We start from the raw sequence: 19,983 nt of genomic DNA, 5'->3' as shown, positions 1-19,983 counted from the left end.
AGATTTCTCTTACATGTACCTTTGTAATAGTTTCATTAATATATTTCTCTTTTCATTTGCTTCTATTGCATCACCATATTCATCAAGCAGTTCTTCAAGTTCATTCATTAGAGTGACACCAACTTCTGATACAGACTCTTCTTCAAAACTCTTCTCAACCACATCTCCACTTTGATTAATCTCTATTTTGAAAAGACTTTGACTATCATCACTAAAATCAATATCTAACTCAGTTACTACATTTATACTATGTCTTAAATTTTTGAAGTAAAGCTCTATTGTGTACTCTTGCCAATCCTCAACATTTAAACCAGTAACTATACTTGCAAGCTTATTTATACAATAAATATCATCATTACTATCTAGATCATTTATAAACTTCAATATGCTATTTGTAGTTACATCATACAAATGATTCTTTTTGTCTGCATCAAGGTCTATATACCATCTCTTTAAGTTTTGAGTTAAACTACCTTTATAAGATGGATTAATAATATTATTAGTTTTCTTTATCAAATAGCCAATTAGGTTGACTATTGACGAATCCAAATAATTTTTTATATTTCCTATTGACTCAAGGCACTCATAGTAATCGTTACTCTTTGTTAATTTAAGTAATTTATTAAACAAGAAATCCCTATTATTTAAATCAAACTTTAGCAATTCACTTCTATAATTTATAATGCTTGAATCTAGTTCTTTTCCTGTAATATCTACTCTATGTGTTCTTGAATATTGGCTTAATGATTGCAAATATGACTGCATAGCATTACCTAATGCTGTAAATCTATTTGTCTTTAATATTTTTTCACTTATTTGCTTATCAAATAGTTTGATTAAAGAGTTTATATAATCCTCTTTTTCTTTAGTTCCCTTTTCAATTTTTATATAATATTCTCTCGGCTTTTCGTTAATATTATTTAAAGTATCATAGGTAAAATCAACTTCTTTGTTACCTCTGCTACCGAAAGATAATATTAGCTCTTCTTTAAATTCTCTAAGAACATAAGAAAGATAGATTGGTATTACTCCTTTTCTCATGCCTATATCTTCTCCTAGAAGTATGTCATAGAGCTCACCAAAAGATTTCTTCTTTTCTTCACAACTTACTATAAATTCTCTAATAATCTGTAATACATTATTTAAATCACTGTCACTAGAAACAGTAGTATCGCCTAATCTAAAATTAGCTATAGTCACTCTATATATTGTAGCCTCTGGTCCACGTCCACCCAATGATTCAACTGATTTATCATTATAACTATTGATAATGTATTCAACTACCTTCTGTCTAGCTTTTGCAATAACTGTTGTAATATTATTCTTGTTTATCATCTCATTATTTATTTTAGGTGTTTTATAAAAGTGTTTAACACAAATGTCCGATATCTGCTTATTTAAATCAGATTTTCTTGAAATACTATTTTGCTTTCCATAAATATAGTAGTTACAATTTCTATTTTCGGGAATAAAATACTTTTCTAAGTATTCCTTTATATCTTCTATTACATCTTCCTCTATCACTTCAATTAACTGTTCTGCTAATGGCTCGTCACTTAATATGTTCTTATCATTTTTTAAACTTTCAATAGCTATATATTCTTTTACAGTATCTAATTTATCAAATGGTTTTGTAGGAACACATAACACTATTCTGCCATTATTCAATTCTGCAATTTTGTCTATTGCTCTTTGTTTTTCTTCTTCATCAAAATATATTAAGTTAGCAATCACTCCATCTGATTCATAATACTCAAATATGGATTTAATATCTTCAAACGCCTCTAATTGATTTAATGTAACATAAAAATTTTTAAAGAATCTTATCATTTTATAATCATCATTGTATCTTTTGGGTAATATGAACCCTAAATTAAACACTTTCTCCAACTCTTGTGGTACATTAATATTTTTAATCTTAGTATTTTTTATTAACTCTATCTTTTCTCTTATATTAGCCTGAGCTATTGGAGAAAAATTAATATATCCATTGCTTCTTTTAATATAAACAATATTACTTTCAATCATTTGATTCAATATAATGTTTAGCTTGTCTTCTGTATACTCCAATGCTGATGCTAATATATCTTTTGTTGGAGATAACTTCTCGAACTCGTTGATTATATAAATTATTGCTAGTGCCTTTAATACTTTCTTCTCATCAATAGAATGACATTTTCTAATAGCAACATCAGTCCTTAACCATATATCATGTACAGCCTCATTAAAAACTTCCTTCTTAAAAAGATTTTCAAAATAGTCAAAAATCATATCTAAGTTTAACAACTGAAATTTGCCACTATTTTTATTTATAAAATCAGTTAATGTGTGTATTTCATTTTTACATAAAAACGTAAATAGTGTTCTTTCATTTTGAGCTACTTTTTCACTTATTTTTGGCAAAGCAAATGTTGAAATTGGATTTAGTGGGAAGCATCCCACCTCAATCCATTCTTTAAACTCCTCTTCCGAATAAGTTTCTTTAAACAACTCATATGAGTTACTAATTCTTTTATATAATGAGTTTTTACTCAAGTACTCTCTTAATCTAGCCTCATTCTTTATAATTGTACTTGAGATTAAGTCATAGTTTTGTTTAGATGAGGAAATTAAGTATAACTCCTTAAATCTTCCTTCAATCCCTCTCCATGCATTTATAATATCTCTTGGTAGCTTAGAAACATATTCATTTATAGTTTTATGAGTAATGCATGCCAAATGTAATTGTTGTTTACTACTTGTCCTTCCTGAAATTTCAGCAAAATCTTGAAGAACTTTAATATCTTTTATTGTATTGTTTGAAACACTTGCTTCCATGAATTTACTAAATTCATCAAAGACAATAAACATTCCATTGTACCCATATTTATCACACAATAAAAAGTTCGTTTCATCATACAGTCTTACTACATCTGAATTAACAAATGGATTAAACTCAATACCTGAACTGATTGATAGATACACATCCTTAAAGATTTCGTAAGAGTCTTGATCATACTTCTTAATTCTATCCTCTAACTCAGATAGAGTTAAGCCAAAATCTTTTAGACCTTTCTTTAAAACTTTTATTGTACCTTCAAATTCTTCCTTCCACTTATTTATTACATTAATTACAGAATCAAAATAGGTATTAGGCATTAAATCTGTTAAACCATTCTTCTTCAATGAATAATTTAAAGCCATAAAAAAAGACTGCTGTAAATCGGTATAATTACTGTTTATTATTACAGGAAGCAACTTAATATTATTTTCAAAAATCATTCTACAAAGTTGAGCGGTACTCTCATCAATTCTAGAAATCTTATTTATTAATTCTTGTATTGCATCTTTATTTTCTTCTTTATTTTGCAGTAATGTAAGAAGTATAAGTAATAAATGACTTTTTCCTTTTCCGTAAGGTCCTACTAAAACCGTAGCTTTATCTCCAGAACCATCATAGATTGCTTTTAAGTATGACTTTAATATATTTACCGTATTTATAGTTGGTATATATCCTTTTACTTTATTATTACTTCCAAGATCATACTGCAAGTTTATGGAATATTGAAATCCCTCTGAAAGCTTTAAAAAATCAGTATACCTCACTAGTCTTCTCTCCTTAGCTATTTTGATAATATTCGTTCATTAAATCTATACAGTTTATTTCTTTCTTTAGGTATATCGTATCTAAGCCTGCCGTTCTATTAACTGTTAAGTAGCCTCTTCTTTCTAATTCATCTAAGTAATAGTTTATTAAACTTGTATCTAAATTAAAAACTTTACCAATATTGCAATTTTCATTTAACAATTTATCTATTGTTGTGTTCGCTTCACCATTAAGCCTATCAACTATAACATATAAGACCACCCTTGGATCTAAAATATCTACCCTTGGCTTCTTCTTTATGAAAACTTCTTTTTTATCTAAATTTACTTTTCTGTTTAATAAACCAAGTTCAGCTAGGGGACAGCATAAATTTTCCTCTGGATTCTTTAAATCCTCAGTGTTTGTAGAATATGTTTTCACTATGCAAACACAATCGTCATGTAATGACCTTTCCGAGTATTTTAAATTCAAGTCTAACCTAGATAGACCTAATTCTAATCCATTGTATAAGTCATGTCTGCTAAATTCATTTACCTTAAAATCATTAAAAAATAGATACCACGATGTAGCATTTTCTAAGTTAGTTACTAACTTATAATGTATTAACCACAAAGTAAACATTTCCTCAAAGTATGGATCATTTTTATTTACAATATCACCAAATCCACTGCTTAAAATTGATAATCTTCGTCCCTTCTTGGTTCTCCTATCATCAATTAGACCACATGCTTGTAACCAATATTTGATTGACTTAACCATATTGCTTCCTACCCCAAGAGTATCTACTGCATCATCTTCGGAGAACACATCCTTAGCATCTTCATTATCAATATATGGCATATTTTTTTCATATACTACTGAAATCCCCTTCCTCAACCAACCCTCTCTTATGTTAAAACTTTCGTGTCCCTTTAGTCTTATCTTTACTGCCACTCTATTCACCTCGTTTTGTAATAAGTACTTTCCTCATGTAGCAACCACCATCAAAATGATTAACACATTGACCACATCTCACACATTTTTCATCATTAATTTTGTAGTATTCAGTAAATGCTTTTCCTTTTAATTCATTCTCATGTGCACTCTTCTTTATAGTAATCGCATCATATTTACATACACTTTCACATGCTAAACAGCCTAAACACATTTGATATTTCGTAATTTGAGCATCGACCTTTTGCTTTACATCCCTCAAACTTTTTGCTCCCAATACTTTTGTTTTAACTATAGTTACCTTTAACCTTTTATCTCCTAATTTTGCTTCTAGAATAAGAATTGGATGGTTTTTTTTATCTACAATATATACTTGTCCTAGTCTTCTATTGCCCATATCTTTGTTTATCCATCCAAATGGTTTAAAGAGTTCAAATAGCTCTTCAGTAATAGGTTTATTAAGTTCATAGTTAAAGGAATGGTTAGATGTTGCACAAGGCTTAAACTCTATAAATGTATTCTTACCTATCTCAACTCCATTACCACCTTGTCTTGCTTTCCAATTTCCTTCATCAACATAAACTTCCCAATCTGGCTTTCCTATTTTTTTTGCAAAATTGATTAATAAATCCCGCCATTTTTTATATTCTTCAGGTATATATATACTTGATAGATATTGTGCCCATTTAGTGTTATTAGGACAACACCAACATCCTACTCTTGAATATCCCAATCTGTAAGCATCATTAAAATCTATGTTTCTCATTAAAATATATAGCCAAATGTCAAAGTCATACCAATCAATAATTGGTGAAATAACTTGTTGTTTTGTAATCTTCGGACTATCCGAAACTCTTTCATACTTACTTCTGCTATTAGATTCACTTCTCCTAACTCCATAAAAAGTAAGAAGCTTCTTTTTATTTTTAAACATAACATCTAATCTTTTTGTAAGAGCACCTGTTTTAAATACAATACAACACCATCTCATTATTCTACTAGGAGGTCCAACAACTTCACACATATCATAAAAGTTTTTTTCCTTATTTTTAGCGAAAAAAAATGGTACTTTCGGGTTATTTAACTTAAATCTCTTTGCATACTGAATTGTAGAAGGAAATTCTAAAGTAGTATCAGCAAAAATATGGCTTACTTCTATAGTTCCTAAAGATCTCACAACCAAATCACTAACTACAGTACTATCCTTTCCCCCCGAAAATGAGACATACATTCTCCAATCTTCCTTCTTATGTTTTCTTTCAACTTCTTCTATAGTTTCTTTAATAAAATTTCTTGCTTCGGTATCAATTTGGTTAAATCTCTTTTTATTTGCTTCTAAAAATAGTTTTATATATTCGTTAAATTTTTCACAATTATTTTTATGTTTAAGCTCTTCAAGTTCTTCAATAACTATTTGAGGATTCTTTTGCATTAGTTCATCTTGTGAGTACTTTAGCTTTTCACCGTTAACTATATATTTATTTCCAGTTCCATTCCAAACTGAATCATTCATAAATTTGAAAGGCTCTCCAATAAGTACTTCTAACAAAAGTCTTTCTTCTGGAAAAACTGGTCTTATATCAGTTGTTAATGCTGTGGCTTCTTTACCACATAGGCTACAGTGTGTATCATAAAGTGGAATATTACATTCATTGCACCAAAACACTTTAGCTTGTAGAACTTCTGCTCTATATCCACATTGAGGACATACACTTGTCTCACATTCAATATTACATTTATCATTACTACACTTATATTTAATCATTCTCTCACCCTTATAAAAAAATTACACAATTTATCTTGATAGAACTGCCTTATCATTTAAATAGAATATTTATAATATATAAAATCAGGTTATTCTTAAGTTTCTTTAATTTCTTTACTTTATAGCAAATGTATAAACTATAATTTACTTATAATTATATAATAAACTATATATGAAAAAATTGGAACATATATCCTGATTAAATATTGTACATATAAACAATATACTCTTTAACATTTATTAACAGCAAAAAGGGGTGATCAAAAGTGTTACACCAAGTAATTAGAACTTTAATTTGGAATGACGTTGAAAAATATATTGAAGATATTTTTAATATTCCTTGTGATCAATTTGGATTGTTATGGGTAAAAAAGTCATGGAACGGTCTTATAAAACAAGGCCTTGCAGATTATAGAAATGAATTAGAAAGAAATCTTGTCCTTTTTAGACTTTTAACTTTAGCAACTATGTATGGTGAATTCTATGAATTAGTAACTGGAGAAACACCTTCCCCTAGCCATGATGCTTGGATAGAAAGTCTAGATATTAGTCCTATTCGGATTGGGCAAATTATAGGGAGACATTCCTATAATGCTAATCACTATTCTTCTGAAGATTTATTAAAAATATCAATAAGTAGAATTATCAATATTTATAGAAAGCCAATTTTTAATGCCTTAGTAACCGAGTTTGGTAGTGACCGTAAATTGTTTATAGGTATGTGGATTGCCATCAAAAATACTGATAGTATTTTTGATACATTTGATCACTATAGTGATTTGGAAATACAATGTGATTTACTATGTCCAATAGATAATGATACTGACTCTGATGAAGATGACGATATTAATTTGGATAGTTATTTAGAAAAATATGAGCAGGAAATTAAAGAAGAATCTTTTATCTTAATACTTGATGTTAAGGATAGTATGTTACGAGCATTTGACTGGATCACTAGAGGAATGAACTCAAGGAACATCGGATTGTAACTAGCTAGGAGCTGGCTTTCAGTCATCCCCTAACACCACTGAGGCAAAAACTGAAAATAATCTACTAAAAACATAGAAAAAGATTGCCTCAAAATGATTTTAAAAATCATTTTGAGACAATCTCTTTGTAGTAAATTCTTTAGTTTTGTTTATTCTGAACTAAATAGTACTCCATTATATTTCTAACCTTAGGAACAACATAATGGCTTCCTCCACGATCTTTCACATTTTCCATAACCATAGAGACTGCTATTTTAGGATTATCTGTATTCATTGATACAAACCATCCAACTTGTTCTGCATCCTTATCATCATAACTCTTTTTAAGTTCTGCAGTACCAGTTTTTCCTGCTAGTGAAACTCCGTCTATCTTTGCACTATGTCCTGTACCTGATGTATTTTCAACAACTGCTGTAAGTCCATCTATAAGAACTTTTGTGTTTTCTTTAGATATTAAATTCTCCTTCCACACTTTAGAAGGGTTATTTTCATTAACGCTTTCTAGAGTAGGAGACATAATATTACCATCATTAACAACAGAGCTATAAACTAGTGCTATATGAAGAGGACTCATCAATATCTCGCCTTGCCCAAAACCTGAATCCGCTAGCAGTACATCACTCTTAATACTGTCTCCGTTGGCTACTTGAGACTTTGTTATTGGGTAACTTATTGGTAGTTGCTCACCTAATCCAAATTTGGTCACTTCTTTAGTAAAATCATCTTTACCTACATTAAGAGCAGCCTTTCCAAAATATATATTATCAGAATATACAAAGGCATCCTTTAGATTAACGGATCTTCCTGGATCGACCATTCTAGTGATCTTGTACTCTCCCCAAGAAGTATCTGGCTGCCATTCACTTCCCTGTATATTTATCGCTTCTTCTGGTTTTATTATACCTTTATTTAAACCTATAGCTGCAGTAATTAGTTTAAAAGTAGAACCAGGAGAATATACGTTTTTAAATCTATTCGTAAATTCTGTTTCTAAACTATTTTTCCAAGCAACCTTTTGACTCTCAGTAGTATAAGTTGTAAATACGTTCGAATCAAAAGATGGGGAACTTACCATAGCTAATACTTCGCCATTTTTAGGATTTACTGCGGCAGCAGCTCCTGGTTCCCTATTCATCTCTTGATAGATTTTTTTCTGCAAATCAAAGTCAATGGCGAGTTTTATACTCTCACCATGTTTTACTTCCTTTTTAGCTATCTCAATTTTATTTATTTCTTTTCCATCCTTTTGCTTTGAAATGTATATTATTCCTCCATTTTCTCCCTTAAGCTTTTCTTCATAAGTCTGCTCTAAGCCTCTCTTTCCAATTACACTTGCGGAGTTATATCCTTTTCCTTTCAGTTTTTCTAAATCCTCTGCCGTTACTGGACCAATATTGCCTATTAACGAACCAAAAGCTTCTCCGCCTGGATATATTCTTCCATCCTTTTTTTGCTGCAAGACACCCTCTAGTTTCATAACCTCAGATATTCTAGCTTCTTCGCTAGGAGCTATATCAACAATTGGTACAAAAAACTCTGGATTGTTATTAGCATTTAACTTGTTTTCTATAAACTCAGCTTGTATATCTAGTATTTTAGTCATTTCTTTTATATTAGCATTGTTAAACTTACTTGGATGTATCCCCAAAGTAATGATAGGAGCATTTATCGCTAAGCCTTTTCCATTTCTATCATAAAGTTCTCCACGTTTAGCATAAAAGCTTTGAGCTTTAACCTTGTCATCTGGCTCCATATCAGGGAATATCATTTTTTCATTCCACACTATACTCCACTGCTTCTTTTTATCTACTTTCTCCTTTATTAGAGTTACTTCATACTTTGGTATTTTTATATTTCCAGCTAATGTATCCATACTAATACTAAAAGGAATTTTAATAGTATCTTCTTTGCTGTCTTTAGAATCATTGCTGCTATCTACAGTTATTGATATATTTTCTCCATCTATTCCTTTATAAATATTAGAATACCTTTCTATGAAGTCTTTTTCACTTATTGTTTCTTTTGTTTTATTGGAAAGCATACTATACATTTCATCAAACTCTTTTTTCTCCCACTTTTCCTTATAAACCTCAAAAGTTCCATAAGCATCTGGCTCTTTACCACAAGCTGTAAATATAAGAGAAACTGCCATTAATGCTGCTGTTGCAACTAAAAGAGAAAATCTCCTTGTTATATAGGTATTTATCATTTTACCGTCCCCTCCTTCCACTTATTTTAACATATACTTACAAATTATGCATTTATGTGATATTTCTAAATCATTATCATCTCCATAGCTACCTTCGCATATGGCAAACCAATTTGCATTCACAAATTGTTCACTACCTCCGAGGAGGTTAACAAACTAAGATGTAATGTTATATTGAACATTAATGGTATAGGGCTAAGAGATTTATTTGTTACAATTTGTTCACAATTTTCCCATCGATTTGCGACATTTATAGTGTATATTTTTCTTATAGTTTATGTTTTTCAACTTCATAACAAACTTTATAATTTATGAAAAATCACTGCATTTATAGTCTGTTTTCATAAATTGTTTAAGTATTGAAGTAACTTATCTATAAATACTAAAATGATAATACCTAAAAACAAGGAGAGTATAATCTATGAAAAAAATAAACTTTGTTAAAATAACATTAGATTTATTAATGTCAATAGTTTTTGTTTTACTATTCAACAAAATGGCAGTAGCAGGACTTAGATTCCATGAAACTGCTGGTTTATCTCTAGGAGTGGCTTTTATAATTCATATAGCTTTAAATTGGAAATGGGTTAAACAGGTTACTTTAAAGCTTTTTAACCCCAAAATCACTTTTAAAACAAGATTTGGATATATAATTAATGTACTTCTTTTATTTGCTATGGGATATATAATTATCAGTGGTGTTTTAATTTCAAAAGTTCTATTTCCAAATATAAACATTGGTAACAAACAACTTTTAAAAATGCTTCATATATCTGTATCATATTTTTCTCTTTTATTGATAGGAATTCATATTGGACTTCATTGGACTTGGATAAAAAATATGCTTAAAAAAATATTTAGAATAACAAATAAAAATAAACTATCTAAAGTTACTGCTATAATATCTGTTGTTTTAGTATTTAGTTTCGGTGCATATAACATATATTCAGTAAATTATTTTTCTAGGGTATCATCTATAGTAAGCAGCTTTACTGGAGACCCAATGCTAGGACCAGGTAAAGATATGAACAAAGAACCTCAAAATGGTGAGAATAAATTGAGTAATGATACGTCTTCTAGAGAACAAAAAATAAGTGGTAACAATGGAAATCCATCAGAGTTACCAGTAAAAAAAGACGGTGGTCAAGGGGCTCCTCCAAATATGAAAGCCCCTAATTCTTCTAGTTTATTAACAATATTAACCACTTATCTTAGTATCATTGCAGTTTTTTCAATAATAACCTATAATATAGAAAAATTGCTAACAACTAAAGCTTTAAAACCAACTTATTAAAAATTTGTGAGGGAAAATTTTTGAAAGATAAATTGTTAAGAGAACAGAAAACCATACAAACTATGATTAAACTATATTGTAAAAGTACACATAATGCAGAGAACATTCCTTGTGAGGAATGTTCCCTGCTAATTAATTATGCTCTAAAAAGGCTTGATTGCTGTAAATTTGGAGCTAGAAAACCTGTATGTGCTAAATGCAAAATTCACTGCTATAAGCCTGAAATGCGCCAAAGTATTAGAAATGTAATGAGAACAATCGGCCCTAAATTGATTCTAACACATCCTGTTATGACTTTATTTCATCTAATTGATAGTTTGAGATTTTAAAATTTTATCTATATGATTTTAGTATTGTTCTGAAAATACTCCCTCTATAATAGAAAAAATCAAGGATTGCTCCTTGATTCAAATTTTAATAATTATCAAGTTCTTTACTAATACTATTGATTATTTACCAAATAGACTTTAATTCCCAAGCTTTAAAGGAACCAACATTTACGTCTCCATCTTTAGAGAATAAATCAATACTTAGATTTGTTTCATTAGGATAAATTCTATTTGAAAGAACTACCTCTCCTTCATTACAAAATACTTCTAAAGAACTGGAGTCAATAAATGCACGTAACTTAAGTGTACTATTATTAAGTGGTAGTGAAGCTGTTGTTATACAACACTCTCCCTCTCCAGATTTTGCTCTATCTACAATTATCTCCTGAGTGTTCATATCATAAACAATGTAAGTACCTTCACAATGATCTTTTGAAGCTCTTAATAATATACCAAATTTACTAGCAGTACAGTTGCTGATATCAAAGGTAACTTCCATTTCAATATGCTTTCCTTTTACTTCTTTTAAATAACCTTCTTCATTTTCTGTTACTTTAATATCACTAAATTCATAACTAGTTTTTCTTAGAAGCTTAACCTCCTCTATTGGCATAGCTGTAACCGTACCATCCTCTGATAATTTTAACTCTCTAGGTAAAGTAAGTGCTCCTGCCCATCCTTTTCTTTGAGTAGGTATTTTAGTTCTCCACATATTCATCCATCCGATCAAAATTCTACGACCACTGTTATCTAAGAAAGTTTGAGCTGCATAAAAATCTTGTCCATAATCAATTTCATGGTAAGATTCTTTTATAAATTTACCCGTTTCATAATCTAAATCTCCGATAATATAAATATTTTTATGATTTTCCATATTCATTGGTGAAACTACTAGCACATATTTATCTCCAAGCTTAAATAAATCTGGACATTCCCACATATCACCTAGTGTTCCATCACTCTCTGCAATTACTCCTTTATAGTTCCATTCTCTTAAATCCTCTGAATAGTAAAGCAACACTCGTCCTTTTCCATTACTGCTGTTACCCACGACCATATACCACTTATCTTCATGCTTCCATACTTTTGGATCTCTGAAGTCTTGAGTACCGTCTTCTGGTGGATTAGGTATAACAGGATTATTTTCATACTTTGTAAAGTTTATTCCATCTCTGCTCGTAGCAATACATTGAGTTTCTTTAGGATTTTTATCATCATCATGAGCAGTATAAACTAAAGTCAACTCCCCATCATTATCTACTGCACTACCAGAAAAACATCCTTTTTCATATGGTTGATCAGGCGCAAGCGCAACTTGCAGTTGTTCCCAATTAACCAAATCTTTGCTCTTTACATGTCCCCAATGCATTGGCCCCCACTCTGCTCCATAAGGATAATATTGATAAAAAACGTGGTATTCATCATTATATTGGATTAATCCATTAGGATCATTTAACCAACCAACGGGAGGCATAATATGATATCCTAGTTTCCAACAATCATCTTTAACACTTATAGTATTTTCTTTAATATATTCTAAAGCATTTTTAACAGTATACATCCTTATCTCCTTTTAATCTTTATTTACTCTAAAATTTATAAATAATTAAATTACTTTATCCTTTTATACCTGATGATGAAATTCCTTCAACATAATATTTTTGGAAAGCTAAGAATATTACTCCTAACGGTACTGTTGAGAATGTAAGTGCCGCTAAAATATCACCATACCTTATAGGTGGATCGGTGAAGAAGAATTGTAACCCTACTTGGATGTTTCTTATGGAGTCATCAGAGGCTACAATTAATGGCCACATAAAATCTCCCCATTGAGTAACAAATGTAAGTATAAATATCGTTGCAAACATAGTTTTTGATAAAGGTAATACAATTTTTATGAATATTTGTAATACTGAAGCACCATCTATACTAGCAGCTTCTTCTAATTCATCCGGAATTCCTAAAAAGAATTGTCTAAATAAATATATATTGAAGCAATTTGCTATAAAAGGTACTACGAGAGCAATTAATTTATTTGTCCATCCAAAATCATTAATAATTAAATACAATGGTAAAATTATACTTTCAAATGGAATAATAATTAAAGATATAATTAGAGTAACTATATATTTACTTCCTGGTACCTTTAGTTTTGCGAGAGCATACCCGCATAATGAGTTTACAATTAGCCCGAATATAGTTATTAAGCTAACATAAAATATACTATTTCCTATATATCTAAATATTGTAACTCTACTGAAAGCATTTTTGTAATTCTCAATTGTTGGATTGTTTACAATAAAAGCTTTTAACGACTGCATGTCCTTAAAAATTTGCTGCTCAGGCTTAAATGAAGATACAATCATCCATAACAATGGAGAAATAAACAATAAGAAAACAATTGAAATCAAAATCAATTCCACTTTGCTTTTTAGTCTTTTACGTTTAAAGTATGACGAAGACATCATCGTTATCACCTCACAAATTTAATATTAAATAGAGTATAAATGAATTATGCTGTTTTTTCTGTTAAAAGTTTTTGCATTCCTATTGAAATAGTAATAATAATTAAGAAAAATATTATAGCTATTGCCGAAGAGTATCCTGCATTTCTATATTGAAATCCTTCTTTATATATAAGCTGAACTACAGTTTCCGTGCTGCCATTTGGTCCTCCACCAGTCATAATAAATGGTTGTTGGAATAACTTAAAGGCTTGAATTGTTGTCATTAAAATTACAAACTTAAATACATTTTTTAAGCCTGGTAAAGTAACATACCAAAATTCTTGTATTTTATTTGCACCATCAATGGAAGCTGCTTCATATAAATGTTTAGGTATGTCTTGCAATCCAGCCAAGAATATCATCATAAAGTAGCCTGCTGCCTGCCATGCAGACATAAATATAATTGAATTCATAGCTTGTTTTTCACTGGTAAGAAAAGGTTGTGGAGGTATTCCAAATAGACCTAAGAAATTGTTAATTAATCCGGTTTTTGAATATAAGAATGTCCATAGAATTGAAATTACCACTATAGATGTGATCACAGGACTAAAGAAACCTATTCTAAAAACATTAGTAACTTTTGATTTCTTATTTATTAGTATTGCTAAAAATAATGCTAGAGCAGTTTGAAAAGGAACAACAAGTACTACAAAGTAAAAAGTATTTTTCATAGCATTCCAGAATGTCTCATCTTTTAATACTGTTATATAATTTTTCAATCCTATAAAACTCGTTTTTGCAGGCATTAAAATGTTATAATCATAAAAACTATATTTAAATGCCAAAATTGTAGGTAATATTAAAAAAGTAAATAGTAAAATCAATGCAGGTATAATAAACATTATTCCTAATATCATTTTTTCTCTTTCTCGTCCTAGTGATGTAGAATTTGCTGCCAGTCTTTTTTTCTTTTTGTCACTAGGTGCATAAATGCTAACCTCATTTTTCACAATTCTCTCTCCCCTCTAAATATCTTAATATAGCTTCCCCTTCAGAACAGAGCATCTAGGCTTTGTTCTAAAGGGATAAGCTTGTATGCTACAGGGCCCTTATTTACTACTTTTTAAAATATCTATTACTGTTTTCATCAACTTTTTTAGCAGCTTTATCTAGTCTTTCTTTTACATCAGCACCTAAAACTATATCAACAGCAGCTGCTGCAAATTCTTGTGTTAAGACTGGATATGCAGGTGTTTTTGGTCTTGGATGAGCTGTATTTAAAACTTGCTGTTTTAAAACACTTCTTGGATACTGATCCCATTCTGGCATTTTATCAAAAGCTGATTTTTTTGCAGGTGGCTTTCCAGATGTTTTAGCAAAGTCTACTACATTATCTGTGTTTGTAACAAATTTTATAAATTCTGCAGCTTCTTTTACATTTTTTGATTTAGAGCTTACACCCCAAGACCAATCCCCTGATGGTGATGTTTTAGTCTTGCTGTATGGGAAGAAAGTAACACCCCATTTTAAATTTGGATAATTCTTTTCCCAAGTTGGTACTGCCCAAGAACCACTAATTGTGAAGGCTGCTTTTCCTTCTTCAAATTCAGTAGGAGTAGCTTGCCAATTTGCATATTTAGCAGCTTCTTGGAAGAATTTCATTCCCTCTACTGCTTCAGGACTATTAATATAACCATCTGCTTTTAAACCATCTTTTGAAATAATTGAACCATTATTTGACCATACAAATGGTGTTGGCATATAAGTCATCCACTCACCAGTACCAAAGTCTGGATGTATGTTTAATCCATATACTTTTCCAGGTTGATTAACTTTTTTAACTGCATCTAAGAATTGATTCCATGTCCATGCATCTTCTAATTTAGTTGGTGGTTTTATACCTGCAGCATCTAAAATTTCTTTATTATAGAATAATGCTACAGTTGACTCTGTAGGAGCTAATGCATATAACTTTCCATCATAAGTTCCTTGATCAACAGCAGATCCAACAAAGTCAGAAAGATCATCTTTCGTTATATGCTCATCTAATGGTTGAATTATACCTGAATATGCGTAGTTACTAATGTTTGGCCCGTCCATCATGATTACATCTGCTAATGAATTAGAAGCAACAGCAGCACTAATCTTATCTTCGTAAGCAAATGAGTTTCCTCTAGGAATAAACTCATATTCAGCTTTTATTTTTCCTTCATTGACTTTATTAAAATCTTTAAATATTTTCTCTAAAGTAGCATTTTCTTGATCGGAGTGTGCTGGCAACCAGACTTTTAATGTTACATCTTTAGAACTTCCACTTTTTACTTCATTATCACTAGCTTTACTACCACATCCAACTAAGCCCGTAGCTAAACTGATAATTAAAGTTAACATAACTAATTTCTTACTTTTTCTTCCCATTATTCTCCCCCTACCTCGTATAATTTAAATTAAATCTAAATAACTCCATAGTTATAAAATCAGATTAAATATCTATCCCCTCCTTAATAATGACCACTACACCTAATTATACTGTCACCCCTCCAATAAACGTTTACAAGGTAAATGTAAGTTTTTTATAGATACACAACTTCATAACTGAACTTATAATTCATGATATACAAGTTCATATTGAATTAAGAATTGAACTTGTATATCCTAGAAAAAGCATTGCATGTCGAGGCTATTTTCCTGAATTGATTAAGGATTGAAGTTGTTTATCTTTAATAGAACAATATCTATAACTTGGAATGCATTTTTAATCATATATGTTTCCAAATCTTGATTTTATTATAGCCTCACTAGCTATCAAAAAATATAATATTTTTGTTCACTTTTATATAACTTTTTTTACCTTTGTAAAAATAATATTACGTTACCTATAAAGTCACTTAATATTGGTTCCTATAAAAATTAAAAATTGCCTGCAATATATAAGCTGCAGGCAATTAAAATTTCTATATAATATCTTTTTTATATTGACCTGGTGTCATACCATAATAACTTTTAAATGTTTTTATAAAATATGCTATATTATTATAACCAACTAAAGTAGCAATTTCAGATACATTTAGCTTATTTTCAACTAGCAGCTCTTTTGCTTTATTCATACGTAGCTTTAATAGTGCTCCACAAAATGTGTCTCCTGTTTCTTCCTTAAACACTCTACTTAAATACGAAGAATTTACAAAATAAATACCAGATAGCTTTTCTAAAGAAACATCTTCAAAATAGTGCTCTTCTAAATAACTCTGTACTTTTTCTACCACCGACGTTTGCTCACATTTTTTCTGTCTTATAATTGCTTCACAACTCTCCTTGATTAAATTATTCATATGCTCTTGAATTTCTCTTAACTCATTAAAATCTGAAAACCGTATTATTTGGTGCTCTCCTGCTTTTAAAATATATTCATTTCTATCCTGAACATTTTGCCAATTATCATATATTAAATTTATAATTTTTAAACATACGTCTTGAACTATATAAAAATTTGTATTCTTAGCCTGATTTATTTTTTCAAAAATCTTATTAACAGCTTCTATACATAAATCTTCTCTGCCTTCAGAAATCATATGCTTAAAAACTCTATAGTACTCATCAAAGACACTCCTAGAAATCTCTACTTTTTTAGTTTCCTCGTATTCAAATACTTTACCCCATCCTTTAAGATAATGGTTATTTAATGCATAACTAGCCTCTTCGTAGGCACGGGATAAATCATTTAAGTTAGAAAAAGTACTGCTAACTCCAACAACTACGTTATCTTTATTTTGAGAATTAAGATATCTCTTTATGGAAAACAATTGCTTCGGATATTGTAACTCCTCATATTTATTTCTACATTTATCTCCAAAACATATAAGCATTACTTCTTTTGGATTAGAGGAATTAGAAAAAATACGTATACTCTCTTTACCTTTTATTTCATCTATTATTTTTCCTTTGTCAATGGTATTAAAACTATATCTTTGTTTAAATATAACCATACGATAACTAAAATCATGTTCTTTAAGGTTTAGGAGGCTAGATAAATCATCTTTTGTTATAATATTAGTTTTGCTAATAATTTTATTTATTTTTTCTTCAACTAGTATTCTATCAGCCTCTTTTAATCTTTCTTCCATTTGTCTTTCATTTTTTTGAATCACAACCAACTTCTCTAAGGAATCAAATAATTCATATAACTTGCTTTTATTTATAGGCTTTAATAAATATTCTTTTACACCATATTTTATCGCTTTTTGTGCATATTCAAACTCTGCATATCCAGTTATAATTACAGTAATTATATTTTTATTATAGTAGTTTATATGTTCAACTAATGAAATCCCATTCATTTGAGGCATTCTTATATCTGTGATAATAATGTCTGGGGTGTTTTCCTTTATATATTCAACTGCTTTTAACCCATTCTCTACTTCATCAATCACTTCGATGGAATCATACCTATCTGTTAACATTTTAATAAGGGCTTTTCTTGTATAAAATTCATCTTCAACAATTAAAATTTTCATAAAATCTCATCACCCCTTTTCATAACTGGTATTATCAATTGAATTTTTGTACCTTTATTTATTTTTGAAAATACCTTTACCCCATAATTTTCTCCATAGTAATCCTTTATTCTAAAATGTACATTTTCGATTCCTATATGTTCAGATTTATCTTCAATTATGATATTTTCACGAGGCAGATTTAATTTTTCATTTAATCTCTTAAGTATATCTTCATTTATTCCAATTCCGTTATCTTCAATATTTATAATTAAGATGTTGTTTTCTTCTTTGAATTCTATAGATAAGGAGCCTTGTCCATCTTTATTCTCTAAGCCATGGAATACTGCATTCTCTACTAAGGGTTGCAATAAAAACTTTAACATGAAATATTCTTCAATATCCTTACTTATCATATATTGAAAGTCAAATTTCCCTAAAAACCTCATCTTTTGAATAGCTATATAATTCTTTATTTGATTTAACTCATCACCAATTTTAACAATACTTCCTGCTTTTATATTATATCGAAACATCTCAGATAAACTATTTGAAATTATACTTATATCATCAATTCCTTCTAATTCTGCCATAGAACTAATCAAATTTAAGGTATTATATAAAAAATGAGGATTTATTTGCGCCTCTAACATTTTAAATTCTACCTTTTTCTGATTCATCTTAGCTATATAGTTTTGATAAATACTCTCTTTTAATCTACGAACCATCTGATTGTACGAATGAATTAATTCTCCCATTTCATCCTGTTTTAAATTATCTTCTAATACCGTTGTAAATTCCCCTTCTTCTACATTTTTCATAGCTTTTTTCAGTTTATAAACCGGATTAATTATCCTCGCGGATATAAAGTATCCTATAAATATAAATAAACCTAGAATAGGCAACATTGTTAGTATATAAAAATAAGCTGATTCTTTAGACTGCGCGGATATATAACTCATAGGAATATACTGAATTATTTTCCATCCTGTAACTTCATTAGTTGTGCCAACTAACAGATATTGTTCTGAGCCTAATGTTAATTTATATTTATTATTTTCTATTTCTCTCCAGTTGTTATTTACTCTTTTTATGACATCGTCACTACACTCATTTTTAATTAATTCGTGTTCTTTGGAATAATAAATAACATTTTTATCACCTAGAACTATTGTGTTACTAAAAAAATTCTGCTTTTCAATATTACTTCTTAGAAACCTTTGAAAATCCTCCAATCTAATATTAACAAAGGCAAAACCATTCTCTTTAAAATTTATAGAATTTAAAAGCATTCTATTGATAGATATATATTCTGTTCCATTATTTCCCTTATAGATGTCTGTTATCATTTTTTGTCCATTTAACCTTTTAACTATTGGTATCCATTTTTCGATTAAACCTTTATTGGGTGGTGTTGATGGTAAGTTAGAATAATATTGACCGTTTTCCCCTATAAAAATAACTTCATAGTAAAAAGAGTTTAATGTGCTGGAACTACTTATTAAACGATTCATCGTGTTTACATCGTTTACATATTCCTTAGTATTTGGTTTATAATCCTTTCCTAATATATCTTGAACTTCTCTATCGATAATAGATAAAGAAGATACTCTATCTATATCTGATATAACCATATTTATTCTTTCATTTAACTGTGCATTATTCTCCTTCATGAAAGATGTAAAATTATTTTCTATTTGTTTTACAGAACGAAGATAAAAACAAAGTAATAAAATCGTAAAAGGGATTAAGATTAAAAAGCAATAAATCAATACCATTTTTCCATATAGATTTAATTTCTTTTTATGCATAAATTCCATCCTTTTGTAGCAACTTACATTTTTTATGCTAATATTTAACAATATAATACAAAATTATTATATCATGAACAATGTAATTCATGTAGGATTTTATTCCAAATATGTAATCAAATTAACA

13 protein-coding genes are annotated in these 19,983 nt (G+C 29.4%); 3 read left to right on the top strand and 10 right to left on the bottom strand.

Translation table 11 applies throughout. The features are described 5' to 3' along the window. Nucleotides 1-9: 9 nt before the first annotated feature. From CPJCM30710_RS07525 to CPJCM30710_RS07515, 3 genes are read right to left on the bottom strand one after another with little or no spacing between them, the layout of a single operon-like run. Nucleotides 10-3,585 carry a hypothetical protein gene (locus CPJCM30710_RS07525; RefSeq protein WP_212903556.1) on the bottom strand — a complete coding sequence of 1,192 codons (3,576 nt, stop codon included), beginning with the start codon at nucleotides 3,583-3,585 and terminating at the stop codon, nucleotides 10-12. Nucleotides 3,586-3,598: 13 nt separating this feature from the next. After that, nucleotides 3,599-4,519, bottom strand: a complete 921-nt coding sequence (locus tag CPJCM30710_RS07520) for a DUF4007 family protein (protein ID WP_212903555.1) — start codon at nucleotides 4,517-4,519, stop codon at nucleotides 3,599-3,601. A 1-nt stretch (nucleotide 4,520) separates the two neighbouring features. Next, complete coding sequence (locus CPJCM30710_RS07515) at nucleotides 4,521-6,284, bottom strand: phosphoadenosine phosphosulfate reductase domain-containing protein (protein ID WP_212903554.1); 1,764 nt, start codon at nucleotides 6,282-6,284, stop codon at nucleotides 4,521-4,523. Nucleotides 6,285-6,550: 266 nt separating this feature from the next. On the opposite strand from CPJCM30710_RS07515, the gene CPJCM30710_RS07510 reads away from it, so the two are divergent. Beyond that, nucleotides 6,551-7,273: a hypothetical protein gene (locus CPJCM30710_RS07510; RefSeq protein WP_212903553.1), complete on the top strand. Its 723-nt coding sequence runs from the start codon at nucleotides 6,551-6,553 to the stop codon at nucleotides 7,271-7,273. Between the two features lie 139 nt (nucleotides 7,274-7,412). Here CPJCM30710_RS07510 and CPJCM30710_RS07505 read toward each other — a convergent pair whose 3' ends face one another. Continuing rightward, the gene (locus tag CPJCM30710_RS07505; protein ID WP_212903552.1) at nucleotides 7,413-9,482 is read right to left on the bottom strand and encodes a penicillin-binding transpeptidase domain-containing protein; all 2,070 of its coding nucleotides are present in this window, start codon (nucleotides 9,480-9,482) and stop codon (nucleotides 7,413-7,415) included. Nucleotides 9,483-9,903: 421 nt separating this feature from the next. Here CPJCM30710_RS07505 and CPJCM30710_RS07500 point away from each other — a divergent pair, with 421 nt between their 5' ends. Both CPJCM30710_RS07500 and CPJCM30710_RS07495 read left to right on the top strand, forming a co-directional pair. Continuing rightward, nucleotides 9,904-10,776, top strand: coding sequence for a DUF4405 domain-containing protein (locus CPJCM30710_RS07500; RefSeq protein WP_212903551.1), 873 nt, complete (start codon nucleotides 9,904-9,906; stop codon nucleotides 10,774-10,776). 20 nt (nucleotides 10,777-10,796) lie between these two features. After that, nucleotides 10,797-11,105, top strand: coding sequence for a nitrous oxide-stimulated promoter family protein (locus CPJCM30710_RS07495; protein ID WP_212903550.1), 309 nt, complete (start codon nucleotides 10,797-10,799; stop codon nucleotides 11,103-11,105). A gap of 124 nt (nucleotides 11,106-11,229) precedes the next feature. On the opposite strand, the gene CPJCM30710_RS07490 is transcribed toward CPJCM30710_RS07495, so the two are convergent. From CPJCM30710_RS07490 to CPJCM30710_RS07465, 6 genes are all read right to left on the bottom strand, one after another. After that, nucleotides 11,230-12,666, bottom strand: a complete 1,437-nt coding sequence (locus tag CPJCM30710_RS07490; RefSeq protein WP_212903549.1) for a glycoside hydrolase family 32 protein — start codon at nucleotides 12,664-12,666, stop codon at nucleotides 11,230-11,232. Between the two features lie 55 nt (nucleotides 12,667-12,721). Next, nucleotides 12,722-13,516 (bottom strand): carbohydrate ABC transporter permease, encoded by a 795-nt coding sequence (locus CPJCM30710_RS07485; RefSeq protein ID WP_246503489.1) that lies wholly within the window; start codon nucleotides 13,514-13,516, stop codon nucleotides 12,722-12,724. Nucleotides 13,517-13,617: 101 nt separating this feature from the next. After that, complete coding sequence (locus tag CPJCM30710_RS07480; RefSeq protein ID WP_407644979.1) at nucleotides 13,618-14,562, bottom strand: carbohydrate ABC transporter permease; 945 nt, start codon at nucleotides 14,560-14,562, stop codon at nucleotides 13,618-13,620. 106 nt (nucleotides 14,563-14,668) lie between these two features. Continuing rightward, complete coding sequence (locus CPJCM30710_RS07475; RefSeq protein ID WP_212903547.1) at nucleotides 14,669-15,970, bottom strand: ABC transporter substrate-binding protein; 1,302 nt, start codon at nucleotides 15,968-15,970, stop codon at nucleotides 14,669-14,671. Between the two features lie 536 nt (nucleotides 15,971-16,506). After that, on the bottom strand, nucleotides 16,507-18,066 hold the full coding sequence (locus tag CPJCM30710_RS07470; protein ID WP_212903546.1) for a response regulator: 1,560 nt from the start codon (nucleotides 18,064-18,066) through the stop codon (nucleotides 16,507-16,509). After that, on the bottom strand, nucleotides 18,063-19,856 hold the full coding sequence (locus CPJCM30710_RS07465; protein ID WP_212903545.1) for a cache domain-containing sensor histidine kinase: 1,794 nt from the start codon (nucleotides 19,854-19,856) through the stop codon (nucleotides 18,063-18,065). Before CPJCM30710_RS07465 ends, CPJCM30710_RS07470 begins: the two co-directional genes overlap by 4 nt. Nucleotides 19,857-19,983 lie beyond the last annotated feature (127 nt).

The organism is Clostridium polyendosporum, assembly GCF_018332455.1.
GTDB lineage: Bacteria > Bacillota > Clostridia > Clostridiales > Clostridiaceae > Clostridium_AY > Clostridium_AY polyendosporum.
Note: the sequence above shows the minus strand (reverse complement) of the source record. Positions and strands in the feature narration are given on the sequence as shown.

Excerpts from the sequence above, each read along its gene's own strand:
- CPJCM30710_RS07505 (WP_212903552.1), bottom strand. The coding sequence starts at position 9,482 with ATGATAAATACCTATATAACAAGGAGATTTTCTCTTTTAGTTGCAACA.
- CPJCM30710_RS07470 (WP_212903546.1), bottom strand. The coding sequence starts at position 18,066 with ATGAAAATTTTAATTGTTGAAGATGAATTTTATACAAGAAAAGCCCTT.
- CPJCM30710_RS07465 (WP_212903545.1), bottom strand. The coding sequence starts at position 19,856 with ATGCATAAAAAGAAATTAAATCTATATGGAAAAATGGTATTGATTTAT.
- CPJCM30710_RS07490 (WP_212903549.1), bottom strand. The coding sequence starts at position 12,666 with ATGTATACTGTTAAAAATGCTTTAGAATATATTAAAGAAAATACTATA.
- CPJCM30710_RS07515 (WP_212903554.1), bottom strand. The coding sequence starts at position 6,284 with ATGATTAAATATAAGTGTAGTAATGATAAATGTAATATTGAATGTGAG.
- CPJCM30710_RS07475 (WP_212903547.1), bottom strand. The coding sequence starts at position 15,970 with ATGGGAAGAAAAAGTAAGAAATTAGTTATGTTAACTTTAATTATCAGT.
- CPJCM30710_RS07500 (WP_212903551.1), top strand. The coding sequence starts at position 9,904 with ATGAAAAAAATAAACTTTGTTAAAATAACATTAGATTTATTAATGTCA.